Raw genomic sequence first — 25,498 nt, 5'->3', positions numbered from 1 at the left:
TCTTTTATATTAATCAAACCACCTGTTCAGGGGTATATGTGTACATGTAATCTTGATTGATGACTTGTTTCTCTTTTATCTCGGGTGGGAACATAGCCTCTGCCATACGAATAGCTTTTAGCATGCCCTTCGCTTTATTCACCGTCTCTTCATACTCTTTCTCCGGAACCGAGTCCCAAACGATACCCGCCCCAGCCTGCACATATGCTCTGCCCTTACGGAAGATGATTGTACGGATGGTGATACATGAATCCATATTTCCCGAGAATCCCAAATATCCAATCGCCCCCGCATAAGCACCACGGGCTTCTCGCTCCAATTCAGCAATAATCTCCATTGCCCGTAGCTTAGGTGCTCCTGAGACAGTACCGGCTGGCAGACAGGAGAGAAAGGCATCAAAGAAATCTTTATCCTCGCTAAGCGTGCCTGACACATTCGATACCATATGCATGACATGAGAGTATCTTTCAATTTCCATAAAGGAGTCGCATTTTACAGAACCAAATTTGGACACTCTTCCTAGATCATTACGACCTAGATCAACTAGCATCAAATGCTCTGCACGTTCTTTTTCATCCTCCAGCAGCTCCGCGGCGTAAGCACGATCCGAAGCTTCACTTTCACCTCTTGGTCTTGTTCCGGCAATCGGCCGTGTCTCCACACGGTTTCCATCTACCTTTACGAGCGCTTCCGGTGAGGTTCCAACAATAATCTCTTCATCCATTTTCAAATAATACATATATGGAGATGGGTTAAGCGTCCTGAGCATCCGGTATACATGCAGTGGAGAAACCTCCGTTTCAATATGCAGGCGCTGCGACAACACCACTTGAAAAATATCGCCAGCCCGAATGTATTCCTTCGCTTGTTCTACGTTGTTGATATATTGTTCTTTAGTCAGGTTGGAATGAATCTCACCCAGCTCAATATCCTGCGGAATGCTGCGGCGGTTCACATTTTCCTTTGGCCCTTCCTTTTGCAGCTCTTCGGCCATATCCTCAAGCTTACGACTTAAGCTTTCGTAATTAGATTTGATATCTGAGTCCGTATCACCGTCTTTAACATGCAGGTTGCCAACTAGGAGAATTTGTTGTTTCACATGATCAAAAACAATGATGCGATCACAGAACATAAACCGGATATCATCCATTTGGAGATCATCTACTGGATGCTCAGGCAGCTTCTCATAATATTGCAGCAGATCATATCCAAAAAATCCGATAGCTCCTCCAGTAAATGGCGGCATCTCATCCAGCTTAGGGCTACGGTATGAACGAAGCAGTGCTTTAAGCTCCTCAATCGGCTTTCCATGCAGCTGTTTTTTCTTACCGTCGATCTCTACGTTAATTGCACCCTTTTTTCCCGATATCATTAAAAAGGGATCGCTGCCGATGAACGAATACCGGGCCCATTGTTTGCCGCCCTCTACACTTTCTAGTAAGAACGCGCGGTCACGTTCAGCAAAACGTTGGAATAACCGGATAGGTGTTTCCATATCAGCCAGCAGCCGCTTCACAACAGGAATCAGATTATAATCCTGCGACAGCTTTACCACCTCTTGAACACTCGGATTCGTCATTTTTAGATGCCCCCTTAGTTATATAAATCTTTCCGAAACACAGAAAAACCCTCTACCAAAGTAGAGGGTTTGTGTAAGTAAGTATATGTTTTTGAGCAATGATCAGCATCGTTATGTTGTGCCTACAGACTTATCTCTAAATAAGATACATCACGGATGTGAAATAACACTCCAGTACATATCAAAATAAAGACTCTGCGTACACAAAAACTGCTAATCAGGCATAAACGTCTTCAGCGTCCTTATAAGGACGGTAAGCGTATATGCGTGAAATATAAGAATGTATAGAACAAAGCTTATACTTTCTTATATTCGCAAAAATTTCTTGCACTCTGCTCAACTATACTCATCTCAACTCAACTAAACTCTTCTATACTCGGCTAATTACACTATACATGATGACAAGGGTCATTGACAACCCACAACTCAAATTTAAGACTTACTCTGCGACAAATCCGGACGAAGCTTCTGAGCTTCATTCAGATATACATGGCGGATCTCACGCTGTGATTTATCCGTATTAAACTGCACCATTAACCGAATACACATCGGCAGACTGCCTTTAACAGGGATCTCCGTTGAACACATAAGTGGCACCATTTCCCAGCCCTCAATCTCACGAATGGCTCTTGCCGGAAAAGTAGCATCCAGATCATTGGTCATCGTAATCCATACATTGCTAATATCCTCAGCTATAACATCATTACGTTCTACGATCTCCCGCAGCAGCACAACGGTTTCACGCAAAATCTCTGTTTCTTCGTTATTAATCACGGTAGTTGCTCCGCGAATCCCTCGATTTACCACGGTTTCCCCTCCTTTTTAAGCTCTGCGAGAACCTCTCGCACAAGCGATTCCTGTACATCGTTTACAATGCTTACGGCTCCTATGGCATCAGGCACAATAAAAGTCATTCTGCCTTCTTTGAATTTCTTATCATGCATCATTGCTTCCATTAGCTCAGCTTCATCATATTCAGAAGGAAGCTGTATAGGCAATGAAAGTGCAGATAACATAGATACTGTATCCTCATAAATGGATCGATCATGTCCAAGCTTTACAGCCAGCAGCGCCGAACCCGCCATACCAATCGCAATCGCTTCACCGTGCAAAAATACGCCATATCCGCCAACCGCTTCAATAGCATGTCCGATCGTATGTCCTAAATTCAGAATCGCCCGAAGTCCATGCTCACGTTCATCGTTCGCTACGACATGAGCCTTGATTGCACAACCGCGCTCAAGGGCATAGCCGAGTGCTTCAGCATTCAGAGCAAGCAGCTCATCAGCATGTTCACGGCACCAATATGCGAATTCTTTGTCCGTAATCAGACCATGCTTCACTACTTCGGCCAGGCCAGAAGAGACTTGGCGTGGCGGAAGCGTGCGAAGGGTATCCAAATCGTAAAGCACCAGCGAAGGTTGATAGAACGCACCAACCATATTTTTGGCTAGTGGATGATTGACAGCCACTTTGCCGCCTACGCTGCTGTCATGGGCTAGAATCGTCGTTGGAATTTGTAGAAATCCTATTCCGCGCATGTAGGTAGCTGCTACAAAACCAGCTAAATCACCAACAACCCCGCCACCTAAAGCCAACACAGCTGAGTTGCGATCCAGTCCCGCTTGAATCGCGGTCGTCATAACCTCTTCATACACGGTTAATGATTTGGATGCTTCCCCTGCCGGCATAATATGGCTGACTACGGTATAGCCTTGCTGACGTAGAGCTTCTTCAAGCGACGGTAAATACAGTGGAGCTACTTCACTATCACTCACAACCAGTAGTGGGCTGCGAGTGGACAGTCCAGCCTCAGCACAGTACTGGCCAATGTTCTGCAGCAGACCACTACCGATGTGAATTGGATAAGAACGATCTCCTAAATCTACATTGATCGTACGCATGATTAATAACTCTCCAATTGTGCAAGATAGTTTTCATAGTTCGCTTTAATTTCTTCGAGAGAATCCCCGCCGAATTTATCAAGAAAAGCTTTGGCAACTTCCCATGCCACTACGCTTTCCAGAACCACACATGCCGCTGGAACTGCACATGCATCCGAACGTTCTACTTGAGCTGTAAAAGGTTCTTTCGTATCGATATCTACACTTTGAAGTGGCTTATACAAGGTAGGAATAGGCTTCATAACACCACGAACCACTATCGGCATACCATTCGTCATCCCGCCTTCAAAACCGCCTAAACGATTGCTTGCGCGATAGTATCCTTTAGAAGCTTCATACATAATTTCGTCATGGACTTGCGATCCACGCAATTTACCTGCTTCAAACCCAATGCCGATTTCAACGCCTTTGAAGGCATTAATCGACATCACTGCCCCAGCGATCGCACCGTCCAGCTTCCGGTCTGACTGTACATAGCTGCCAAGTCCGATGGGCAGTCCTTCGACGATACATTCAACGATTCCACCGATGGAGTCGCCCTCTTCCTTGATCTGATCTATGTAAGCCTCCATTTTCTGTTCCGTTTCTTTGTCGACAACTCTGACAGAAGACTGTTCTGTGCGTTCAATCAGCTCATCGATAGGCAGATCATTTGCAGGCGCTTCAATTTCACCAATACGAATGACTTGGCCTGCTACTTTCACACCAAAAGCTGCCAGCAGCTGTCTGGCTACAGCGCCACATGCAACTCTGGCTGCTGTTTCGCGGGCACTGGAGCGCTCCAGAACATTGCGAAGATCCGTATGATTGTACTTCAATCCACCATTCAAATCTGCATGTCCAGGACGCGGCCGATTTACCCGGCGTTTTTCTTCATCACTGCCTGGAATAGGTTCAATATTCATTATGTTCTTCCAGTGAGTCCAATCCTTGTTCTCTACTACCAAGGCTACCGGAGCACCTGTAGTATAGCCGTGACGTACTCCACCGACTATTTGTGCCGTATCTTTCTCAATCTGCATGCGGCGTCCACGTCCGTATCCCTTTTGTCGACGATGCAATTGAAAGTTAAGCTCTTCAAAATCCAAAGTTAAATTACTTGGCAATCCCTCAATAATAGCCGTTAGCTGGGGGCCGTGCGTTTCCCCCGCTGTTAAATAGCGTAAACTCATGATGTCTTCCCCCTTTTATACTTTTAAACTGTAAACCGCTAAAATCCTATGATCTTTGCTCATTATAGTATAGGGAATCCGCTTTGACAAGAAAGGGCTCTCCCTAGAAACACTCTATGTATATCGAAATAAAAAGCGCCATCCATACCCTTAAGAGTATGAATGGCGCTCCTCGGCTGGGTCCTCAGCTTGTTAGCTGCCGAGCCGCTGACTTGGTGGAGGGAATGTAGACTTACGCTCTTCCAGCTGCAGAAGGCGCTCCAATTGCATTTCTTCCACACCGAGAATTTGCCCGCACTCACGAACGGTGATAAAGCCTCGTTTGTACGCGGCAATGACCTTGCTTTTGTCCATCGGTTTAACTTTCCTTTCACTTAGCGTACAGATTCTACTATCCAGTATCACTGAACTTTTGCGAAAGTATACCTTTGAAGTTAATGGCGAAGGAGCAAAAAATATTTATTTTTTACGATAGAAAAAAGTTTCCGTCGATTCAAAACCGTATTGAGCCGGTGTAAAGATTTGCTCTGTGCTACCCACAAACAAATAACCACCCGGACGTAAGCTAGCCGAAAACTTATGATAGAGCTTGTTCTTCGCCTCTTCAGTAAAATAGATCATTACATTGCGACAAATAATAAGATCAAAACCTTCGTCGAACTTGTCCAAGAGCAGATTCTGTTTGCGGAAATCTATGTTTTTCTTAAGTGAATCGCTGACCTTGAAAACAGGGCCTTCCGGTGTAAAGTAACGTGCTGCCACGTCTTTTGGCACATCCTTTAAAGAACGTTCCAAATAAAGACCTTGCTTTGCTTTAGATAAAGCGCCATCATCAATGTCAGTGGCAAGAATGCCTGTTTGCGCCAATATATTCTTGTCCGACAAAATCATAGCCAGCGTGTAAGGCTCTTCGCCAGTGGAACACGCCGCGCTCCATAGCTTTAATTTGCGGCCTGACTGCTGGAGGTCAGGAAGGATAATATCCCGCAAAACTTCCCAGCGATTCGGATTCCGCCAGAACTCAGAGACATTGATCGTCATTCGATCTAAAAATTCATAAAATAAGTCCTTATTTTTCATCATCGCTGCAAAAAAATCACTGAAGGTATGATACCCATTCTTCATCCGAAGAGTCGTCAAACGCCGCTTCATCTGCGCTTCTTTATATTGAGCCAGATCAATTCCGGTGCTTTGTTTAACGTTGTGAATAAATCCGCTATAATCCGGATCTGTTGTTAATGCTGCAACATTACGATCAGACATGTTAATCCCCTGCCTCCCACCTGGACCTTACATCCAGACTGCGATGTCTTTGTTATACTGATTCAGTTCATCTGGAGCAAAGAAATTAGCAATTTCCCGTTCTGCACTTTCAGGCGAGTCTGATCCATGAATTAGATTAAGTGGTGTATGGCTGGCAAAGTCGCCACGAATCGTGCCTGGCAGAGCTTCTCCAACTTTTGTCTTGCCTATGAGTGTCCGGGATAACGTTACAACATCATCGCCTTCCCATACCATTGCAAACACTGGACCTGAAGTGATGAAAGAGACCAGCTCCGAAAAAAAGTCTTTGCCTGCATGCTCAGCATAATGTCTTTTCGCTTGATCCTCACTAACTGTAATCAGCTTAGCAGCGACCAATTTAAACCCCTTATCCTCAAAGCGGGTAACAATACGCCCTATTAATCCACGTTGAACTCCATCAGGCTTGACCATCAGATACGTCTTTTCCATAGAAGCACTCTCCATTTTCCCATTTGAAGGGTTGTTTTGACGCTATCTTAACAGAAACATTGCTTTCTGGAAACGTTTAATTTCAATCTCACCAGAAGATCAATAACTTCTTCCTGTTATAAAATAAGCAATATCACGCAGATTGCGCTTAGTCTTATTATTAGGCAATTGTTCCAGCGCCGCCAGCGCCTTGTCAATATAACGTGAAGCGAGCTCCTCAGAGCGGGCGATTCCGTCTCCGGAAAGTATAAGATCAATCGCACGTCCTACCGTGCTATGGCCCTCACGTATAGACTTCAGTTCCTCAAGCAATGACTCGCGCAGCCGCTCATCCTCAAGACTATAAATCACTGGAAGTGTAATGTTTCCTTGACGCATATCACTGCCCGGAGGTTTACCGATCTGTTTCTCTGTGCCTGAGAGATCCAGTAAATCATCACGAATCTGGAACGCCATACCCACGTTATATCCATAATTATAAAGCAGGCGAGCTACTTCTGGATCTGCCTCAGCAGCAAGTGCGCCGAGTTGGCAGCTAACTGCAATCAGCAGGGCTGTTTTGCGGCGGATACGCCGTAGATAATGACGTACACTTTGCTCACTGTTGAAAAAGTCACGAATCTGCTCCATCTCTCCGATCGACATTTCGATCATCGCCTTAGACAGAATTTGATGAATTCGTGGATTCTTCAGCTCCGTAGTCATAACCAGCGCTTTTGCATATATGTAGTCACCAGTGTACATGGCAATTTTATCGCCCCATTTTGCTTTTACGGTGAGTTCACCACGGCGCAATTCTGCATCGTCGATCACATCATCATGGACCAGTGAAGCGCTATGGATCAACTCTAACGGTATCGCTACCCGTTTCAGCTTTTCCAGATCATACTTACCGAATTTCCCGCCCATCAGGACAAATACGGGACGTAATCTTTTGCCGCCTGCCTTTAATAAATGCAGGGAGGTTTCTGTAAGCAGATCGTCATCCCCCTGTACACTGCGGTACAGCTCTTTTTCAATCTGATCCATATCTCTGTTCAGTAATCCGAATATTTGCAGTCGTTTCATTCTTTCACCCGTGTCAACAGTTTATGGCTCCAAATCTCCATCTTCACTTCCTGCGGCAGCAGGCCCATCTCATAGGCATAGCGGAAATAGAGGTTCAAACCTTGCTGCTGCCTTTCTCCAAAATCATAACATAAATTGCGGAAGTACCCTTCCCAATAAGACTTTGTTCCTCCAATGTTAGAACAAGCTGCTTGTACAATAGGATCTAAATCTCTCAATCCCCGCATTTTACTCTCGGCAAAAGCCTCTGCAATCTCAGAAATAGCCTCCGGTTTGTCCTCAGCAGCCTTTCGGTTCACTGCCCAGACCGCAAAGGTCATCCCTAAGCCCGTCCATTCCTTCCAAACCTCAGCTAGATCAGTAACGATATAACCTTGATCCTGCCATGAGGCTTTAATAGCATTATCACCAATTAATAAGCAGGCATCCGCTTCATGCATCATGGCATCCAAATCAGGATTAGCGCTAATATATTCCGGTTTATTGCCAAAAGCTTTTTCCATTAAAATTTTCAGCAAATTTACCGAGGTTGCAGAAGTATTCGTAACAGCAATCTTACCGCTACCAATCTGAGCAAATGGCACCCTAGAAAAAAGGAATATTGATCTCACAGGACCGTCCGCGCTAACCGATAAATCAGGTAGTAGTAATAATTTGTCACTGGCCTCAGCATAAGCAAAAGAGGATAACGCACCTACATGAATAGTTCCACGGCTCATCCCCTGATTAAGAATGGCAGGTACCTCACTCACCATCTCTGCAGGATATTTTAATGCAGAGGGATGAAAATTGTGAAATACCGGCCATGAGTTGGTATAGCTGATTTTGCCGATGATGGTGTGGCTGTTATTGTCCATCCTTTCAATCCCCCCATCTTCGAAATAAATTGTGTTCAATATTAAAGCTGTCAAGCACTTTGCCCACCATGAAATTAATCAGATCATCCATACTTTGCGGCCCGAAATAAAAAGCCGGCATTGCGGGAATCATCCGAACTCCCAGACGGGACAGCTTCAACATATTCTCTAGATGAATGGCATGCAGTGGAGTCTCACGAGGAACAAGCACCAGTGGGCGTCCTTCCTTGAGCATAACGTCAGCAGCACGTGTCATCAGATTATCAGAGGTCCCATTCGCTACCGCGGACAATGTTCCCATAGAGCAAGGCATAATAATCATCCCTTCCACACGAAACGAACCACTTGCAATGGATGCGCCGATATCCGCAACAGGATGATAAAGCAGAGAACCGGGATAGCCTTTGAACCTTTCGTTCAAAAAGCCCTCCCGGTCTGATGCGATATAGCCAAGTTCTTCTTTAAATACGCGCCAGCCCGCATTGCTAACTACCAAATGCACGGAGTAGCCTAGTGACAGCAAGGTTTCAGTTAGACGAACACCATATATCGCACCGCTTGCTCCTGTAATTCCAACCACGATATTTTTCGGTTTAGTAAGCGTCATTAGTAGAACTGCACCACCAAGTCAATCAAAGTGAAAGAGAACACTACGATGCTCAATACGCCGTTCATAGTGAAAAAAGCAGTCTGCAGACGGCTCAGGTCACTCGGAGATACAATGTAATGCTCATAAAAGAGAATAATATATGCGATGATCATGCCTGCTACATACCACCAGCTTAAATCCGTCATAAACAGCAACGATACGAATCCAATCGCCGTGAGAATGTGAAATACGCGGGCAATAATGAGTGCACCTTGAACCCCGAACCGAACCGGAATGGACTTCAAGCCCTCTTTTAGATCAAACTCAACATCCTGACAAGAATAAATTACATCAAAACCTGCAGTCCAAAACACAATAGTGAAGTAAAATACCATTGAAGTCCAATTCACGCTACCGGTCACAGCTACCCAACCGCCTAAAGGTGCAAGCGCAATGGTCAGACCGAGGATAAGATGGCAAGCCCATGTAAAGCGCTTCGTAAATGAATAAATAACAAGAAGGAAAACTGCGATTGGCAAGAGCTTGGCCGACAAAGGATTCAGCTTAAAGGCTGCCCAAAAGAGTAAGAAAAACGAAATGCCAATAAAAATGACGACTTCACCGATCTTCAATAATCCTGCAGGAATAGCCCTTCCCGCTGTGCGAGGATTCTTAGCATCACTTATCCGGTCAATCAGTCGATTCAGCCCCATAGCAGCGCTCCGTGCCCCAAACATAGCCACTACGATCCAACCAATCTGGCTCCAGGAAGGTAGCGTGCCAGACATGACAACGGAACCAAGTAAAGCGCCCATAAAAGCAAAAGGTAAAGCAAATACCGTATGTTCAAACTTGATCATTTGTAAAAAGATACCGATTTTCTTAAACATTCCCGTTCTCCTTGAGCCCAATATGTAATGCCGCGATGCCTCCGGTCAAGGGGAAGGATTCCACTTTTTGCAGTCCGGTTTCACGGAAAATAGCAGCTAATTGCTCCCGGTCAGGGAACAGCGCCAGCGATTCTGGCAGCCATTTGTATTGCTCATACCTTTTAGCGAATAACTTGCCCAGCAATGGAAGTACACGCTGAAAATAAAAGAAATAGATACCTTTAAACGGTTGTTTCATCGGCTTGGAAAGCTCCAGGCAGACCACCATTCCTCCGGGTTTTACCACGCGTTTCATCTCGTTCAGCACTTGAACAAGATCCGGTACGTTGCGGAGTCCAAAACCAATCGTTGCATAATCGAATGCGTTGTCTTCAAAAGGCAACTCCATAGCATTGCCCTGTACGAGAGAGATCCGGTCCTGAAGCTTGCGCTCCTCCACCTTACGGCGCCCCACTTCAAGCATGCCAGCACTAAAGTCAAGTCCTATCACATTCCCTGTCTGTGTGGCTTCTGCCAAGGCAATGCTCCAATCGCAAGTGCCGCAGCATAAGTCTACAGCTGAATCCCCGCGCTTCATGCCCATCTTCTTCATCGTGAACTTGCGCCAAGCCTTATGGCGGCGAAAGCTTAAGATATCATTCATCAAATCATATTTACCTGCAATACTCTCAAACACCGAGTGCACAAACTGTTCCTTCGGCTTGCTGTTATCACCCACAGCAGTTGTAGTTTTGTCCATAGTCATCCACTAACCCTCCACGGCTGCTTGTCCTGAGACTTTCATCTGCAGGAGAATACGATCCAGCGCTATCTCAAGCTCTCTAAGCAGGCTTTCGTCTTTAACGCTTTGTAATAGTCCCTGAATCGACTGAATCGACTGATGGAGCTTGTCCGTCAGCAGAGAATCACATTTATATTTCATCTTCAGCATCTTCCAGTCCTTCTGATCAAGGTTCTGGTCTTGAAGCTGTTTGCGTTCTTCCTCTGTCGCTGACTCCAGCATCTTCCAGTAGCAATAACCATTGCTAGCATTCTCAAGGTTATCACAACGCTGAAGCTCTATGGCAACAGTTTCGCACTGACTGAATTCTGTCAATAACTTCTCCCACAACTCCACTAAGGAATTCTCGATCATGGGTGTAAAAGAAAGGAACAGCCGCATATTGAGCTGTACCATGTGCCGCAAGTATTGTTCAGCCGAAAGACGGATTCCTCTCATCTTCACATAGAGGTTCGCTTTCAAGACATTAAAATCAGCAATCGCCTTACTCAAGATTCCAACCATCTCAATTTGATCACTCTTTGCAAGCAGATGGTAAAACCAGCTACTGAAATAATCGCCAGCCAATACCTTTAATTGACGGGAACGCATAGGATCTCCACCGCGTCTATCATTCGAGCGGTCAATTACCTCATGTGTATCTAGTCCAAGTTGAATAAGTGCTGTTACGAGCGTATACAACTCACCAGCATTTCCTTTAACAGAAGATCCATGGTTTAGAAAAATATATAACAAATGACCCCGGCCATCAGAAAACGGCGGCAAATCCGTATGCTTCTGAATCATGTCGTAGTCGGTGTAGGGTTTTGCCAGTTGCGGTATGCAGTACGGTTTCATTTCAGCCTCCGAAGCCATTGACATTAATAATAATTCCTTTGTTCACAATCTTGTCTATTATATCACATGTTTTTTTGTCACGCACTGTGGTACGACTGAGTTTCTTTTATTCTTCTCAAGGATAAATGAACTGCTTCTTCCAGAGCTCAGTCTCACTAATACGGAAGCCCGTCTTGAGTCGCTCGGATATGGGGAGATTACCCGCAGACTGAAGTTCATTCTGGAGTTCAGCCGACCACTCCGTGCGTCTGATATCCCCTGCTAGCAGCAGCCGGCGGCTATCCAGCCATTTATCCATGACCACGATGCGCAGCAAAAGCTGATCCACATTCGAGGTTTCTTGAAAAGCAAAAGAAATAGCCTGCGCCATATTTCGATAAAGCTCCTGGGGTTCATGATCATTTCCGCTCACTTTTAAATCCAGTGACAGAACGTGATCCTCCCAGCCTACGCTATCAATGGATAAGGTCAATGGAAGTGCGCCAAGAACATCAACAAGATTATCATTGTCTAGCACTGTGTTATGGCCGCCAGTAAAAGTCTCTACTGCACCATTGCGTTGCTGTAAGGTAGAATCCATATCTGCCACTTTGGGCAATATTACAGCAGAGGTTGCAGTCAAGAGTAATACGGCTCCGACCCACCAGGCCTTGTTCATGAACACGCCTCCTTATCCATAATTCCCACTCTTAGCTAATACGATCATTTATCTTTACTATATTTTGAAAAAAAGCAGGCTATGCCTGCTTTTCAGCTTTCACTTTCCAATTGTCCGTGCTTTGTCCATATTTCAGCCTTACCGCGAATCTTCATCGCTGAGGTATGATCAGTAAACTGGGCAATCAATACCTCGCCCTTATCCAGCTTCTCTGTATGATGAAAACGTGTATCTGTACCTCTGGTTAGCCCAATGACCTGAACGCCATTATCTTTAGCTTTAACCACAATATAGTCGCTGCCCGTTGGAAGCGGAGTAGTACCCGTATTTTTATCCATCATCACTCATCCTCCTCTAAACCTATTATACAGTTCATAGTATTTCAAAAAACAAATGCCGCCTTGGAGGGCGGCATAGTTGTTCTTAAAAGACTATGGGATAGGTATGTAGAAATCTTTATTTGATTCCGTCTTTCAGCGCCTTACCGGGTTTGAATGCCGGTACCTTGCTTGCAGGAATTTCGATTTCTTCACCAGTTTGCGGGTTACGGCCTTTACGTGCAGAACGCTCACGCACTTCAAAGTTTCCGAATCCAACCAGTTGTACTTTATCACCGCTTTGCAGTGCTTCTGTAATTGCTTCGAAAACCGCATCTACAGCTTTAGTAGCATCCTTCTTGGGAAGTTCAGTTGCTTCTGTAACTACATTGATCAAATCTGATTTATTCATGTTTTCTCACCTCCCTGAGTAAATTCTCCGGTATCATACACTGTTTCCGTTTCAACGTAAAATATACGTGATAATCCCGTTTAAAACTTAACTTTGGCGCCCTTAGACCTTGAAGCGCAACAAACTTATAGTAATACAGCCCATCCATAAATTCAAGCTGTTACTCAAAAAAGGAGCAGAAATTATCATCTATCCGTGCATATTTATCTAAATTCGATCTAATTTGTTAGACCTATAGGAGCAGTTTAGGTCTTTATTTCATCAGAATAATTGAGTCAGATTCACCGTTATTATAGGAACTAGGAATCAAGTTTTAGGATATATACAAATAAAAAGAGCAGGATTTCTCCCACTCTTTGAATTTATTTATATTCAGCTTAGAGAATAATTGCAATAAGTCCGCCGGAACCCTCGTTAATAATGCGGCCAAGCGTTTCTTGCAGCTTGTAGCGTGCATTATCCGGCATCATAGCTATCTTGCCTTGAATGCCTTCTCTAACAATGGAGTGCAGGGAGCGGCCAAAAATATCGGATTCCCAAATCTTAATAGGATCATTCTCAAAGTCCTGCATCAGATAACGAACCAGCTCTTCGCTTTGCTTTTCCGTTCCGATGATTGGCGAGAATTCAGACTCCACATCCACCCGAATCATATGAATGGACGGTGCAGTAGCCTTTAAGCGAACCCCGAAGCGAGAGCCCTGACGTATCAGTTCTGGCTCGTCGAGCGCCATTTCGGCTAAGGATGGAGCCGCGATACCATAACCTGTAGTCTTGACCATTTCCAATGCTTCTGAGAATCGGTCGTATTCTCGTTTCGCATGCGAGAACTCCTGCATAAGCTGGAGCAAATGATCTTTACCGCGGATCTCAACCCCGACCACTTCCATCAGAACTTGATCGTACAGCTCTTCTGGAGCATACAGGTCGATCTCTGCTACGCCCTGACCCATGTTCATACCACTTAGGCCAGCTTTATCAATAAAGTCATATTCGGTGAACTGAGATACGAGGCGGTCAACATCCCGCAAGCGGCGAATATCTTTTACCGTATCGCGAACGGAGTTCTCATAACTACTACGCAGCCAGTGGTTTTCTCCAAGCACCATAACCCAGCTTGGCAGGTTTACATTTACTTCATGCACTGGGAATTCATAAAGCACTTCCCGCAGCACACCAGTTACGTCATCTTCGCTCATGTTTGCGGCGCTTAGCGTCATAACTGGGATATCGTATTTGATGGCTAGCTCGTTACGGAGCTGCTGCGCTTCCTCACTGCGTGGCCGGGTGGAGTTAATGACAAGCACAAATGGCTTACCCACTTCCTTCAGCTCTGCAATGACGCGCTCTTCAGAGTCCACGTACGAGTTCCGCGGAATTTCTGCAATCGTACCATCTGTTGTTACCACTACACCTAGCGTTGAATGCTCCTGAATAACCTTACGTGTCCCGATTTCTGCCGCTTCCTGAAAAGGAATAGGCTCTTCAAACCAAGGTGTAGAGATCATTCGTGGTCCATTTTCATCCTCGTAGCCTTTTGCACCTTCTACAGCGTAACCCACACAGTCTACCAGACGAACATTAACCTCAAGCCCTTCCGCAACCTTGATTTGGACTGCGTTGTTAGGCACAAACTTCGGTTCTGTCGTCATAATCGTTTTGCCTGCTGCGCTTTGCGGAAGCTCATCCACAGCTCTTACTCGATCAGCCTCATTCGTGATGTTTGGCAGGACAATTGTTTCCATGAAGCGCTTGATAAATGTCGATTTCCCCGTGCGAACCGCGCCGACGACGCCAAGATAAATGTCTCCGCCGGTACGCTCGGCAATGTCCTTGAAAATATCCACTTTTTCCAAAAGAGATCCCCTCCTCATATTACTCCGAAGAAAAAATGCCTGAAGAGCATCGACTTCGCGTTCCGCCGGTAATCTGACCCTTGCAGGACATCAACCGGACTTATCGTATGCCCGCCCGAAGCCTAGCTGCTTTCGACCGGGACGTACTTGCCCCGCGCTAAACTCCGAATGCTCGGACATGCATTTGGACTAGTATCATCATATGTATCCGGAACGAATTTATGACCCGTATTCGCGCATTTCCCAATGTAATTTCAAAAAAGTTAAGTCTGCGCGCCGCAAGGCGTCTGACGCCCGGAAGCTTACTCATCCATCTTATGAGCTAGGATTCTTTGATAGAACTATTTTTAGTGGATGCTGAGATTACAGGACTTGGTGTAAAAGGATATAAACAAAAAAACGCCTAATACCCCGGATAAAACCGAAGCTTAGACGCTCTTAAACTTTCACTCTAACTTGGAGGCTGCGGGATTGGCTGATTGTTAATCCATAGATACGGCAAAGACTTCACGGGAACGTAATATGAAGCTTCCTCCAGATCCAGTCGCAAGTCCTGATTCTTATCGTGCTCTCCACCCTTCTTATCGACGGCAGCCATGATATCAAAAACATAATCTACGTAAACAGTTCCATCCTTATCCATGATGAAATCAAGAACCTGACCGGAATAGACGCTCGTTAATGTTATAGAGCTTGTACCCGCCTGCTTATGATTAATGGTATACAATCCGGGGTATAGCTCATCAAGCACAGGCAGGTTGCCGCCATGAGCTGATTTATAGCGGTTAACCTGTCGTTGCACGTCATTCACCTTTTGAACAGTAACAAGGTCCATCACCTTCACCACAGGATCAATTTCCTCATTCAAAATAAGAAAATAAGCACTTCCACCCTGCTCAAAGGCGGTAGCCGGTATATCATCCAAATACCCCTTATTATTCAGCTTCCCCAGGTCTATACGGAACTTCTCGTACCTTGGAGTAGTTTCATCCGCATTAAGAATGGGCAGTACCCCTTCCTCCTGTTGATAATCATCAACGGCTGCTTGTATCCGTTTAACACTTTCCCGATAATTAACACTGGCCCGCTTCTCTTCACCTGGGTATAGACAGCCCGAAAGCGTAAGCGCGAGCGATACCATCCCTAGCAAAAGCTTGGCCCCTGCCTTCAGTTTCATTTTATATCCTATAAACTCCAACCGAGTCCCTCCCACGGTGACATTCTTACGCTACCACAGCTCATCTTCTTCCCCACGCCGCGCTGCTTCAAGCTTACGGCGCACCGCAGCCTTCAGTGGATCTTCCGGCACCTGAACGGTTACGTCGCTCCATACGGCAGCCTGACAGGCCAGACGCGTTCCTTCTTCTAAGGCCGATCCAAGCTTACGCCGCTCAATATCACCGGGAGGCCTTACTGCAGCAGCCTCTTCCTTCGCGACTGTAACCTTGCACATCAGACAGCCTGCTTTGCCTCCGCATCTAGTTGTTATTGGCACTCCTGCTTTACGAGCAGCCTCTAATAACGAAATGCCACGGTTCACAACAGCTTTACGGCCTTCTGGTTGAAATACAACGGTAACTCCTTTTTGAGATTTCATGATGTTACTTCCTTCCTCAACACTATGTAATTGCTTACATAATTGAAACAACTCCGCCCAATAGGCCCACTAACATGATGACAAAAGCAAGTATAGACAGTACAGCCTTAAGCAAGCCCTTGGTTTTGCTCCGAGCAAAAGTTATAAGAAATACTGATAATCCCATAATCAGCATCGCAATCAGGGATAACCACATTTTTGTCATCGGATCCATGGTCAAAGCCCCCATTCGCCTGTAATTTATTAGGGACTATTATATCATGACCTTATCCTTTTCTGTAAAAAAACATCATTTTTTATGTATTATTTTAAATAAACTACGCTTCGTGAAAATTATCAGGAATATAAAAAAAAGCAAAAGACGACGGAATCATTCATTGATCCGTTTTCTTTTGCTCACCCAACATAAAGCTATTTTTTAAGCATCATTTTCATTAAAGACTCCATTGTGCTGGAACCTGCGCCGCCTTTTTTAACGGCATTGATAATCTCCTGCACAGTAGCTTCACTGACCGGCACTTTCGCCATTGATGACACCTGCTTAATTAACTGGCGGAGCTGGGCTTCATTCTGCGTAGTTCCTGGCTTTACCGTACTGGCTAGCTTTTTGACGGCACTTTCCGTAATGTTCTTGCCCGCCTTTTTGTTAATGGCGTTCAATGCATCCTTGGAAAAATCTCTGCTCACTTTTCATCCCTCCTCCGTCAATCCCCATTACAACATATGAGAATTTGCGGAAAAAGGTGAACAGGATCAGGAATGCCACTGCTCCCAAGTTTCCTGGGAGATCGACTCAAGCTCAGGTTTACGATCACGACCCATCAAGGCTTCAACTGCACTGCGTGGGCTTCTTCCTTGAAAGAGCACATGATAAATCTGATCCGTAATCGGCATCTGCACACCCAGTTTGAGCGAAATTGCATAAGCTGCTTCGGTAGTACGAATACCTTCGACTACCATCCCCATGGATTCCAGCACCTCGGCCAGCGGCTTACCTTGACCAAGCATGGACCCAGCGCGCCAGTTACGGCTGTGCTGACTAGTAGCTGTCACAACAAGATCGCCAATTCCGGCAAGGCCGGCAAAGGTCAAAGGATTGGCTCCAAGCTCAACTCCCACCCGAGAGATCTCAGCGAGTCCACGGGTTAAAAGCGCTGCTTTAGCATTGTCCCCATATCCAAGGCCATCGGATAGGCCTGCACCAAGGGCAATAATATTCTTAAGAGCACCGGCAAGCTCTACCCCAACCTGATCACGATTCGTATATACACGGAAATCGTTGTTGATGAACAATTCCTGCGCTTCGGCGCTACGCTTGTCATCAGGTGAAGCAACTACAACTGTTGTAGGGCACAGACGTACAACTTCCTCTGCATGACTTGGACCGGAGAGCACAACGATCTGCCCTTCGTCACAGCCCAGTTCCTCTGCAATTACGATAGACATCCGCTTATTGCTTTCCGACTCAAAGCCCTTCGTAGCATGGACACATAACATGTCATCCTTCCAGAATGGCTTCAGACTGCGAGCAACCTGCCGCATTCCTGAAGACGGAGCCACAATTACAACCGCCTTAGAACCGGACACTGCCGTTTCCATATCCGTAGTTGCAATAATGTTAGCTGGCAGAGCGATGCCAGGTAGATACTTATTATTCGTATGAGAGCCATTGATCTCGGCAGCTTGATCAGAGTTGCGTGTCCACAGATAAACTTCCGAGTGGTTTGCAGCCAGCACACTAGCCAGCGCAGTTCCCCAGCTCCCCGCTACAAGTACGGTAACTTTATCAGACAACACGATTCCCTCCTTTAACTTTTGAGCCTATCTTGTTCTCACGGCCTTCTACGATCTTTACAATATTCGTCCGGTGCCGCCAGAAGGCGAAGACCGCAATAATAATACTGGTCCAGAGCACAGGTTGTGTAAATCCTGTCAACAATAAAGCCACTGGTGTCAGTGCTACAAAAATTAATGAGCCAAGGGACACGTAACGTGTGATAAAGATAGACAGGATGGCGATGATACCGGCGAGCAGCGCTGGCCATAAACAAAGCGTAGCCATAACACCGATCGTAGTAGCAATGCCTTTCCCCCCACGAAAACGAAAATAGAGCGGCCAATTATGTCCGATGATGGCAGCGATTCCGCAAAGAGCCGGAACCCAGGTTCCCCATCCGCCGACCCAGGTTCCTAACCATACAGCGGCAACCCCTTTCAGCACATCCAGCAACAGCACTAATATTGCAGGACCTTTACCCAATACACGCAGTGTATTGGTAGCCCCCGCATTTCCGCTTCCGTATTGACGGATATCAATTCCCTTTAGCAACTTTGCAAGCAGTACACTAAAGCTGACAGAACCAAGCAAATAGCTTACAACGATAACCAGAAGTTCAAGCGCCACACTTCTTCTCCCCTAACCTTCGTTTTCGGATTTGCGCCGTGTAAAGAGACGGATTGGTGTTCCTTCGAAATTAAACGCTGCGCGAATTTTATTCTCCAGATAACGTTCATAGGAGAAGTGCATCAGCGATGGATCATTCACGAACACCACAATCGTAGGCGGCTTCACCGCAACCTGCGTTACGTAGTTAATACGCAAGCGACGGCCTTTGTCAGTTGGTGGAGGGTTAATCGCGATTGCATCAGATACAACGTCGTTCACCAAATGTGTAGTAATGCGCAGTGCGTGCTGTTGAGATACATGCTGTACAACAGGCAGCAGTTTTTGCAAACGCTGTTTGGTTAAGGCCGACAAAAAGACAACCGGTGCGTAACTCATAAACAAGAAATGGTCACGAATCTTAGTCTCAAAGTTTTGCATAGTCTTATCGTCTTTCACAATGGCGTCCCATTTGTTCACAACAAAAATAGATGCTTTACCAGCTTCATGTGCATAACCAGCAATATGCTTGTCCTGATCGATGATGCCCTCTTCGCCGTTAATTACAACGAGGACCACATCAGCCCGTTCAATCGCACGCATAGCACGCATAACACTGTATTTCTCAATGTTCTCGTATACCTTGCCTTTTTTACGCATACCTGCCGTATCGATAAGCACATAACGTTGCCCATCACGTTCAAAAGGAGTATCGATAGCATCTCTTGTTGTCCCTGCAATATCACTGACGATAACACGTTCTTCGCCCAAAATCGCGTTGACCAAAGAGGATTTCCCTACATTCGGACGGCCAATCAAAGCTACACGAATGACATCCTCATCGTATTCATCATCTATTTTCTCAGGTAGGCGCTCAACTACAGCATCTAGCAAATCGCCGAGTCCGGTTCCGTGACTACCAGAAATTCCGATTGGATCGCCAAAACCAAGGCTATAGAACTCATAAATATCATCCGCACGCTTCATATTATCCACTTTGTTGATGGCAAGAACGACCGGTTTACCTGAACGGAACAGAATCTGAGCTACCTCTTCATCTGAATTCGTCACACCACTCTTTGCCTCACACATAAATACAATAACATCCGCTTCTTCAATCGCCAGCTCCGCTTGAACGCGGATTGATTTCAGAATTGTGTCTTCTCCATCAATTTCAATACCTCCGGTATCAATCACACTGAACGACTTACCGTTCCAATCTGAAATACCATAAATCCGGTCACGTGTAATCCCCGGTTTATCTTCTACAATGGCTAATCTATCGCCAATCAGCCGATTAAATATCGTCGATTTCCCGACGTTAGGCCTCCCAACGATTGCCACAACGGGTCTTGCCATATTCATTCCTCCTGTCATCCTTACGTTACTCATCATAGCAAAAAACATTTAAATTGGCTAACAATCATGTTAACTCTCATCAATCCTGCCGGTTCCGAAAAAAAGACAATCGGCGAACCCCCGTATCGAGGGCTCGCCGATTACTTTACCCGTATATTCAAAAGCTCGTTTAGGGATTAGTTATTACCCTTAAATTTGTCCAGCTTATCACCAAAACGTTCAGCAAGCGTAAAGCTAAGGCCTTCGTTGCTAAGGGAAACGTTAGGGTTGTTCAGAACTTCTTTAGGAGCTCTGTCTCTGCTATTGCTGCGTTCAGGTCTAGCAGATGGAGCTGGAGCTTCTTCAGTTTCTTTGATGCTCAGGCTAACACGTTTCTCGGATGGATTGAAGTCCAGAACTTTCACTTGAACTTCTTGTCCTTCTTTCAATACTTCGTGTGGAGTAGCGATGTGTTTGTGGGAGATTTGTGAGATGTGCACAAGACCTTCCACACCCGGAAGCAATTCTACGAACGCTCCGAAGTTCACAAGACGTTTTACAACGCCTGTTACAACATCACCGATGTTGATTTCGCCAGCAGCAGAGTCCCAAGGACCTGGAGCAGCAGCTTTGATGCTCAGGCTGATTTTTCCTTTTTCAGGATCAACCTTCAATACTTTAACACGTACTTTATCACCTTCGGATACTACATCAGAAGGTTTCTCTACGTGACTCCAAGCGATTTCAGATACGTGTACAAGACCGTCAACTCCGCCCACATCAACAAATGCGCCGAATTGAGTCAGACGTTGTACTGTACCTTCGATGATTTGGCCTTCAGATAGCTCAGCCATAATTTTCAGCTTGTTAGCTTCGAATTCTTCTTCAAGAACTTCTTTAGCAGACAAGATTACTTTGCTGTTCTCACGGTCAAGTTCTTTCACTTTAACACGCAAGGTACGGCCTTTGTAATCGCTGAAATCTTCAACGAAATGACGCTCTACCATGGAAGCTGGAATAAATCCACGAGCTCCAACATCAGCTACTAGGCCGCCTTTAACAACGTCAGCCACAGTAACTTCGAAAGCTTCTTGGGAAGCGAAGTATTTCTCAAGATCTTCCCATGATTTTTCACTATCAACTGCACGTTTGGAAAGAACAAGGCTTTCCTTGTTGTCGTTGATGCTGACAACTTTACATTCTACTTCCTGTCCAACTTCTACTGCTGCAGCAGCGTTGTCCAGTTGTACTGCGGACAATTCGCGAATTGGAATCACACCGTCGTATTTATATCCAATGCTTACATAAGCTTGGTTATCTTCGATTTTGACGATTGTTCCTTTCACGGTATCGCCTTTTTTCAGAGAAATGATTTCCAAGTCAGCTTGGTTAGTCACTTCTTCTTCGTTAACGGCAGCAACTTCTTCTACAGCTCCGTTATTTTCTGTCACAGCGGAATCCACCGCTTCTACGGATTCATTCTTTTCCGCAGCTTCCTGATTTTTAATTTCTTCAGACATGTGATTAGCCTCCTCGATTCAAAACCCCATTTATTTAAACCTGCGTATAGCAGAGTTCAAAACAAGCAATGCTTGATATTGCCACTTACACTTGATGATAGTATGTTCCAAAAAATAGCGGCTATGCCGTTATTTAATCAAAACATTGAGCAAAATTTATTGTTCTGCTCATCCCTTAACTAGCACTTGGTTTACCTGTCTCTTTCATCTCACGGATGCGATCCATAATGACATCGGTAACAGCCTCGAGAGATTCGCTCCCCGCACCGGCAAATTGACTAAGGTCTACAGGAGCACCGTAGACAACGACCATGCGTCGAAAGGGTTTATACTGGCCGATAATAGCCGCTGGAATAACTGCTGCGCCACTTCGAAGTGCAAAGCTAGCAGCACCCTTCTTGGCCACTCCGGCATCAGAGTTACGCGTACCCTCCGGGAAGATACCCATGACATTACCATTACGAAGTGTGTTAAGGGCCGTTTTTATGGATTCTTTGCTTACGCCGCCACGTTTCACCGGAAAAGCACCCAATTTATTAATGAGCCAGCCAAGCACCGGAACCTCAAACAGTTCAGCCTTAGCCATATACTTTACCTGACGGTCCAGCTTAATTCCAATAGTCATTGGATCAAGCAGACTAATGTGGTTAGCGCAGAGCAGTACCCCGCCCTCCTTTGGCACATTTTCTTTCCCCACAATCTTAAGCGGGAAAAGGATTGCGTAAATCAAGCGAAGCAATCCAACACAAATTGCATAAATCATAAATGATTTCTCTCCCCGTCAACATGAGATCTACAGTGGGATACAATGGCCTCCACAACTTGATCGATATTCATTAAGGTCGTATCCAGAAGAATAGCATCCTCTGCACGGCGCAGCGGTGAAATCTCCCGTCCTTCATCCAGACGGTCCCGCTTTGCAATATCGTGTTCAAGCTGCTGAAGCGTCACCGATTCCGCGTCTCTCAGTTCCTTATAACGACGGAGAGCTCGTTCTTCCACACTTGCCGTCATAAAAATCTTTACCTCGGCATCCGGCAGCACGGTTGTACCGATATCGCGGCCATCCATTACCACGCCTTTGCGAAGCGCCATCTGACGCTGCAATTGACTCAGTCTGGATCTTACATCCTCGATCTTCGCATACTGCGACACAAGGCCGCTAACCTGAAGGCTCCGAATATGTGGGGTCACGTCTTCCCCATTAATCAGCACCTTCTGAATGTCTCGTTCCGGAATAAGTTCAATCACCATGTCGCGAACCTTCTCGTTCACTCGCTGCTGATCTTCCGGTTCAATGTCTTCTTGGATCATATACCAGGTGATTGCCCGGTACATTGCACCAGTATCAACATAGATATAAGACAACTTCTGGGCTACCAATCGGGCTACAGTGCTCTTGCCTGCCCCGGCAGGTCCGTCGATGGCGACGTTTATTCTGTCATAAGTATGTGTACCCTGCCTATCCAACGGGGCATTCCTCCTCAAACACTCTTTCATAAAAAAACATCTAGCGTTACGAAAACTATTCCTGCAATATCAAGGAGCACACATAAATTGTTATGCTTGATGATATTATCAAGAAAAAAGCAGGCATTGCCTGCGACTTATAAAATTATACCACAGTTTATACTTCAGTGCAAAATCAGACAGCTTAATAGAGCTGTTAAAAATGCTTATCTGTTGCGGAAATCAAACTGACGTTCGAAGCAATAACGGATAATTTTCTGGCGTTCCAAATCTGAAATAGCGACAAATTTCAACATGGCTAAAAGACGTCCATTCTCAAGCTTTTTAATGCGCACTACTTCACCTTCAAAATTGACATGCTCCGTGCTTCCGTTTCGATAAGGAACCAGTACCCAGCAGGACAATTTATTACCAACCTCCAGCTTAACCTGGTTATCCACCAAAAAGGAGATTCCTCCGCCACCAATATCATCTGTACGAACCAGGAACCGTTTGCGAAGGCTATCCTTCACAGCAAGCTCTAGATCAGCATTCACTCGAAAAAAGCTTCTTCTCTGGATCTTAAATATCGAATCTGTCTCCGGCTTTTGAATCCTGACCATACGAATTACATCTTCTTTAAAGCCCAGCACATAAGTATTAAAGTAATTTTTAATGCCACCCTCAGTTAAAAAATAGACCGAAAGCTCGTCCCCCATAAAGAGCCTTTTTAGACGACCATTGCTCTCCTGCATAGGAATTTCAATCAGAAATGCGTCTTCTTCCGTCTCTGCAATTCTTGATCTATATTCAACTTCTGCTTCAGCAGCGTCACTGGAAGCAACCTGTATGTATAGATATTCGTTAATTTTAGGATACAAAGATGTCACCGCCACATCAGTTTAGTAATTATCACTAAGCCTGATTATAGCATGGGAATATCAGCCAGTCAGATATATTTTATAGATATTGCAAAAAAAAAGGGACGCACCCAACTGCTGGATGCGCCCTCCCTTTTATTTTGCCTCAGACCCCGAAGAAGGTCTGATTTCTTCCACAGACTCTTCAATTCCATCCTCAGCGTTAATATAAATACGATACTTTGAGCCATTGACCCCTCCACCGAACTCGTAAGTCAAGACCTCGACGGAATCATCATTTTTAATCCAGGACAAGCGATTGTATTGCTCCTTGAAATCAGAATTCAGAAATTTTCTCGCCTCAGCAAGAGTAAGCTTTGGTTTTGGAAGCTGACGGTTGTCCTTATGCTCTTTAACATATTCGCTGGCCTCAAAACCGATGGTATCACCTGTATCCAGCCCCATACGAATAGTCATTTTTTCAGGATAAATCAATACATCATTCTGTTTGGTCACAAAGGTCAAATTCCCGATATTATCATAACGATCAGCGCTGACTGCAGTCATATGGGGATATCCTTTTTTCTCAAGAAACTTCTCGGCTTTGGTAACTGCTTCTTTAATAGATACCTTGGCAGGTCCAATCTCACGGTTATCATAATAAGAGATCAGCAATCCGCCATTTTTTGTGAAATCCATACTGATGGTGTGCTTCTCATTCGAACCACTAACTGTTGCCGTATAGGATGGCCATTCGGTGTTCTTCCCATTTTCTTTAACATCGACTTTAGCGTTGGAGCCCGCATCCGCGAACTTCAATGCCTTACGTTTGATGTCTTCGGCAGTCACGGGGTTACCTCCGAGCATTTTGACGGAACGTTTATCGTAGATGCTTGCTACTGAAGGGCCCCAGTCTAGCTCAGGGTATGCGCCAACACGTTTATCCACCGTTTTGAAACCGTCAATAATCGTGTTGTCCTCCGCTTTATTTTCTGTTGCCAATGCCGTTTCAACATCCATCCAGCGCAGCCGGTTGCCAATGACTTTATTCTGTACCTCTTGCAAATCCTTAGAGATTTCTCCCGAGTTCTTATACAATGCTTTTAGATTACTCAATTCTCCATCTGTCAGAGGTTTTTTAGTGAAGTCACGAATCCCGGCTTTATAAGAAAAGTTGGAGATTTTGGACAGAAACTCCTCTGTTTTGCTAAATGGCAGCAAGGTCAGCGGCAGCTGATTAATCTCATTTTGGGCCTCACTGGTCATCCGCCACACATTGACGAGTCCTTTGCGGTGCATCCCGTTAGAAGCAGAATTAACCGCAAGCGTATTTCCAAGCTCACCATGAAGACGGTCCACATGATAGGACAAATCGTGAAAGGCGCGTTGATATTGGTTTTCCGCCTTAATTAGTATTGAATTCTTCTCCTGGTTCTCCTGATAACCCCACACAAGCGCACCAATCAGCAGCAGCGCGGTCAGCGGGAACATTACAGCACTTAATCTTTTGTACATAGGGCTACAAGACTCCTTTCGATAGCTTATTGGCGTTAGTTTGACAATAAACTAGGAGTCTTATGCACTGAAGTTGCTACACCATGTGACTATAACGTCCGCTCATGCTCTTTCTTCAATCTCAAAGCCACTGCTATTACTGCAAAGGCATTGTTTAAAGCCGGTTTGAATGATACCATGCT

The 25,498-nt window shown here is 45.3% G+C and carries 29 protein-coding genes; all 29 read right to left on the bottom strand.

Features of this window, described 5'->3' with window-relative positions; translation table 11 throughout:
• Positions 1-13: 13 nt before the first annotated feature.
• Entirely contained in the window at positions 14-1,579 is a 1,566-nt protein-coding gene (gene trpE, locus MKY63_RS20600) for an anthranilate synthase component I (RefSeq protein ID WP_036676243.1), read from the bottom strand.
• Between the two features lie 432 nt (positions 1,580-2,011).
• Entirely contained in the window at positions 2,012-2,386 is a 375-nt protein-coding gene (gene aroH, locus MKY63_RS20595) for a chorismate mutase (protein WP_036676241.1), read from the bottom strand.
• Positions 2,380-3,483, bottom strand: a complete 1,104-nt coding sequence (gene aroB / locus MKY63_RS20590; RefSeq protein WP_076147355.1) for a 3-dehydroquinate synthase — start codon at positions 3,481-3,483, stop codon at positions 2,380-2,382. Before aroB ends, aroH begins: the two co-directional genes overlap by 7 nt.
• 2 nt (positions 3,484-3,485) lie before the next feature.
• Positions 3,486-4,655, bottom strand: a complete 1,170-nt coding sequence (gene aroC / locus MKY63_RS20585) for a chorismate synthase (protein WP_036676238.1) — start codon at positions 4,653-4,655, stop codon at positions 3,486-3,488.
• A 192-nt stretch (positions 4,656-4,847) separates the two neighbouring features.
• Complete coding sequence (locus MKY63_RS20580) at positions 4,848-5,009, bottom strand: hypothetical protein (protein ID WP_169744788.1); 162 nt, start codon at positions 5,007-5,009, stop codon at positions 4,848-4,850.
• A gap of 105 nt (positions 5,010-5,114) precedes the next feature.
• Positions 5,115-5,918, bottom strand: a complete 804-nt coding sequence (locus MKY63_RS20575) for a protein-glutamate O-methyltransferase CheR (protein WP_036676236.1) — start codon at positions 5,916-5,918, stop codon at positions 5,115-5,117.
• Between the two features lie 27 nt (positions 5,919-5,945).
• The gene (gene ndk / locus MKY63_RS20570) at positions 5,946-6,389 is read right to left on the bottom strand and encodes a nucleoside-diphosphate kinase (protein ID WP_036676234.1); all 444 of its coding nucleotides are present in this window, start codon (positions 6,387-6,389) and stop codon (positions 5,946-5,948) included.
• A 99-nt stretch (positions 6,390-6,488) separates the two neighbouring features.
• Positions 6,489-7,457 (bottom strand): polyprenyl synthetase family protein, encoded by a 969-nt coding sequence (locus MKY63_RS20565; RefSeq protein ID WP_036676233.1) that lies wholly within the window; start codon positions 7,455-7,457, stop codon positions 6,489-6,491.
• A complete protein-coding gene (locus MKY63_RS20560; protein ID WP_076101474.1) occupies positions 7,454-8,314 on the bottom strand; it encodes a menaquinone biosynthesis protein in 861 nt (286 codons plus the stop codon). Before MKY63_RS20560 ends, MKY63_RS20565 begins: the two co-directional genes overlap by 4 nt.
• A gap of 4 nt (positions 8,315-8,318) precedes the next feature.
• Positions 8,319-8,921: a flavin prenyltransferase UbiX gene (locus MKY63_RS20555; protein WP_036676229.1), complete on the bottom strand. Its 603-nt coding sequence runs from the start codon at positions 8,919-8,921 to the stop codon at positions 8,319-8,321.
• Positions 8,921-9,793: a UbiA-like polyprenyltransferase gene (locus MKY63_RS20550; RefSeq protein WP_036676227.1), complete on the bottom strand. Its 873-nt coding sequence runs from the start codon at positions 9,791-9,793 to the stop codon at positions 8,921-8,923. The genes MKY63_RS20555 and MKY63_RS20550 overlap by 1 nt, the downstream gene beginning before the upstream one ends.
• Positions 9,786-10,538, bottom strand: coding sequence for a demethylmenaquinone methyltransferase (locus MKY63_RS20545; protein ID WP_094901689.1), 753 nt, complete (start codon positions 10,536-10,538; stop codon positions 9,786-9,788). The genes MKY63_RS20550 and MKY63_RS20545 overlap by 8 nt, the downstream gene beginning before the upstream one ends.
• A gap of 3 nt (positions 10,539-10,541) precedes the next feature.
• Positions 10,542-11,411, bottom strand: a complete 870-nt coding sequence (locus MKY63_RS20540) for a heptaprenyl diphosphate synthase component 1 (protein WP_036676391.1) — start codon at positions 11,409-11,411, stop codon at positions 10,542-10,544.
• A gap of 115 nt (positions 11,412-11,526) precedes the next feature.
• Positions 11,527-12,069, bottom strand: coding sequence for a hypothetical protein (locus MKY63_RS20535; protein WP_038572433.1), 543 nt, complete (start codon positions 12,067-12,069; stop codon positions 11,527-11,529).
• A gap of 92 nt (positions 12,070-12,161) precedes the next feature.
• Positions 12,162-12,410, bottom strand: coding sequence for a trp RNA-binding attenuation protein MtrB (gene mtrB / locus MKY63_RS20530; protein WP_051490908.1), 249 nt, complete (start codon positions 12,408-12,410; stop codon positions 12,162-12,164).
• Between the two features lie 115 nt (positions 12,411-12,525).
• Positions 12,526-12,798, bottom strand: coding sequence for an HU family DNA-binding protein (locus tag MKY63_RS20525; protein WP_036676223.1), 273 nt, complete (start codon positions 12,796-12,798; stop codon positions 12,526-12,528).
• Between the two features lie 377 nt (positions 12,799-13,175).
• A complete protein-coding gene (gene spoIVA / locus MKY63_RS20520; RefSeq protein WP_036676222.1) occupies positions 13,176-14,654 on the bottom strand; it encodes a stage IV sporulation protein A in 1,479 nt (492 codons plus the stop codon).
• 451 nt (positions 14,655-15,105) lie between these two features.
• Positions 15,106-15,852: a DUF3939 domain-containing protein gene (locus MKY63_RS20515; protein WP_256718582.1), complete on the bottom strand. Its 747-nt coding sequence runs from the start codon at positions 15,850-15,852 to the stop codon at positions 15,106-15,108.
• A 30-nt stretch (positions 15,853-15,882) separates the two neighbouring features.
• The gene (locus MKY63_RS20510; RefSeq protein ID WP_036676220.1) at positions 15,883-16,251 is read right to left on the bottom strand and encodes a 2Fe-2S iron-sulfur cluster-binding protein; all 369 of its coding nucleotides are present in this window, start codon (positions 16,249-16,251) and stop codon (positions 15,883-15,885) included.
• Positions 16,252-16,285: 34 nt separating this feature from the next.
• Positions 16,286-16,465, bottom strand: a complete 180-nt coding sequence (locus tag MKY63_RS20505; protein WP_036676218.1) for a DUF2768 family protein — start codon at positions 16,463-16,465, stop codon at positions 16,286-16,288.
• 197 nt (positions 16,466-16,662) lie between these two features.
• Positions 16,663-16,938, bottom strand: coding sequence for a stage VI sporulation protein F (locus tag MKY63_RS20500; protein ID WP_038572437.1), 276 nt, complete (start codon positions 16,936-16,938; stop codon positions 16,663-16,665).
• Between the two features lie 66 nt (positions 16,939-17,004).
• Positions 17,005-18,045, bottom strand: coding sequence for an NAD(P)H-dependent glycerol-3-phosphate dehydrogenase (locus MKY63_RS20495; RefSeq protein ID WP_036676214.1), 1,041 nt, complete (start codon positions 18,043-18,045; stop codon positions 17,005-17,007).
• Positions 18,038-18,655 carry a glycerol-3-phosphate 1-O-acyltransferase PlsY gene (gene plsY, locus MKY63_RS20490; protein ID WP_036676213.1) on the bottom strand — a complete coding sequence of 206 codons (618 nt, stop codon included), beginning with the start codon at positions 18,653-18,655 and terminating at the stop codon, positions 18,038-18,040. The genes MKY63_RS20495 and plsY overlap by 8 nt, the downstream gene beginning before the upstream one ends.
• A gap of 12 nt (positions 18,656-18,667) precedes the next feature.
• Positions 18,668-19,993 (bottom strand): ribosome biogenesis GTPase Der, encoded by a 1,326-nt coding sequence (gene der, locus MKY63_RS20485; RefSeq protein ID WP_036676212.1) that lies wholly within the window; start codon positions 19,991-19,993, stop codon positions 18,668-18,670.
• Between the two features lie 176 nt (positions 19,994-20,169).
• Complete coding sequence (gene rpsA / locus MKY63_RS20480) at positions 20,170-21,492, bottom strand: 30S ribosomal protein S1 (protein ID WP_170914203.1); 1,323 nt, start codon at positions 21,490-21,492, stop codon at positions 20,170-20,172.
• Positions 21,493-21,667: 175 nt separating this feature from the next.
• Positions 21,668-22,255 (bottom strand): lysophospholipid acyltransferase family protein, encoded by a 588-nt coding sequence (locus MKY63_RS20475; RefSeq protein WP_036676211.1) that lies wholly within the window; start codon positions 22,253-22,255, stop codon positions 21,668-21,670.
• The gene (cmk, locus tag MKY63_RS20470; RefSeq protein ID WP_051490907.1) at positions 22,252-22,992 is read right to left on the bottom strand and encodes a (d)CMP kinase; all 741 of its coding nucleotides are present in this window, start codon (positions 22,990-22,992) and stop codon (positions 22,252-22,254) included. Before cmk ends, MKY63_RS20475 begins: the two co-directional genes overlap by 4 nt.
• A 176-nt stretch (positions 22,993-23,168) precedes the next feature.
• Positions 23,169-23,822: a flagellar brake domain-containing protein gene (locus tag MKY63_RS20465; protein ID WP_339809732.1), complete on the bottom strand. Its 654-nt coding sequence runs from the start codon at positions 23,820-23,822 to the stop codon at positions 23,169-23,171.
• A gap of 135 nt (positions 23,823-23,957) precedes the next feature.
• Complete coding sequence (ypeB, locus tag MKY63_RS20460) at positions 23,958-25,316, bottom strand: germination protein YpeB (protein ID WP_036676206.1); 1,359 nt, start codon at positions 25,314-25,316, stop codon at positions 23,958-23,960.
• Positions 25,317-25,498: the final 182 nt, after the last annotated feature.

This window comes from Paenibacillus sp. FSL R7-0189 (assembly GCF_037969925.1).
In the GTDB taxonomy this organism is placed as follows: Bacteria; Bacillota; Bacilli; order Paenibacillales; family Paenibacillaceae; genus Paenibacillus_AQ; species Paenibacillus_AQ odorifer.
The sequence above is the reverse complement of the archived record's forward strand: the minus strand, read 5'-3'. Positions and strand labels throughout refer to the sequence as shown.

Coding starts and splice junctions, on each gene's coding strand:
- MKY63_RS20505 (WP_036676218.1), bottom strand. CDS start 16,465: ATGGATCCGATGACAAAAATGTGGTTATCCCTGATTGCGATGCTGATT.
- trpE (WP_036676243.1), bottom strand. CDS start 1,579: ATGACGAATCCGAGTGTTCAAGAGGTGGTAAAGCTGTCGCAGGATTAT.
- MKY63_RS20510 (WP_036676220.1), bottom strand. CDS start 16,251: ATGAAATCTCAAAAAGGAGTTACCGTTGTATTTCAACCAGAAGGCCGT.
- MKY63_RS20540 (WP_036676391.1), bottom strand. CDS start 11,411: ATGAAACCGTACTGCATACCGCAACTGGCAAAACCCTACACCGACTAC.
- MKY63_RS20560 (WP_076101474.1), bottom strand. CDS start 8,314: ATGGACAATAACAGCCACACCATCATCGGCAAAATCAGCTATACCAAC.
- MKY63_RS20550 (WP_036676227.1), bottom strand. CDS start 9,793: ATGTTTAAGAAAATCGGTATCTTTTTACAAATGATCAAGTTTGAACAT.
- der (WP_036676212.1), bottom strand. CDS start 19,993: ATGGCAAGACCCGTTGTGGCAATCGTTGGGAGGCCTAACGTCGGGAAA.
- MKY63_RS20525 (WP_036676223.1), bottom strand. CDS start 12,798: ATGAATAAATCAGATTTGATCAATGTAGTTACAGAAGCAACTGAACTT.
- MKY63_RS20535 (WP_038572433.1), bottom strand. CDS start 12,069: ATGAACAAGGCCTGGTGGGTCGGAGCCGTATTACTCTTGACTGCAACC.
- ndk (WP_036676234.1), bottom strand. CDS start 6,389: ATGGAAAAGACGTATCTGATGGTCAAGCCTGATGGAGTTCAACGTGGA.
- rpsA (WP_170914203.1), bottom strand. CDS start 21,492: ATGTCTGAAGAAATTAAAAATCAGGAAGCTGCGGAAAAGAATGAATCC.
- cmk (WP_051490907.1), bottom strand. CDS start 22,992: ATGAAAGAGTGTTTGAGGAGGAATGCCCCGTTGGATAGGCAGGGTACA.
- MKY63_RS20555 (WP_036676229.1), bottom strand. CDS start 8,921: ATGACGCTTACTAAACCGAAAAATATCGTGGTTGGAATTACAGGAGCA.
- aroB (WP_076147355.1), bottom strand. CDS start 3,483: ATGCGTACGATCAATGTAGATTTAGGAGATCGTTCTTATCCAATTCAC.
- MKY63_RS20580 (WP_169744788.1), bottom strand. CDS start 5,009: ATGGACAAAAGCAAGGTCATTGCCGCGTACAAACGAGGCTTTATCACC.
- mtrB (WP_051490908.1), bottom strand. CDS start 12,410: ATGATGGATAAAAATACGGGTACTACTCCGCTTCCAACGGGCAGCGAC.
- MKY63_RS20475 (WP_036676211.1), bottom strand. CDS start 22,255: ATGATTTATGCAATTTGTGTTGGATTGCTTCGCTTGATTTACGCAATC.
- MKY63_RS20565 (WP_036676233.1), bottom strand. CDS start 7,457: ATGAAACGACTGCAAATATTCGGATTACTGAACAGAGATATGGATCAG.
- MKY63_RS20575 (WP_036676236.1), bottom strand. CDS start 5,918: ATGTCTGATCGTAATGTTGCAGCATTAACAACAGATCCGGATTATAGC.
- aroC (WP_036676238.1), bottom strand. CDS start 4,655: ATGAGTTTACGCTATTTAACAGCGGGGGAAACGCACGGCCCCCAGCTA.
- ypeB (WP_036676206.1), bottom strand. CDS start 25,316: ATGTACAAAAGATTAAGTGCTGTAATGTTCCCGCTGACCGCGCTGCTG.
- MKY63_RS20545 (WP_094901689.1), bottom strand. CDS start 10,538: ATGACTATGGACAAAACTACAACTGCTGTGGGTGATAACAGCAAGCCG.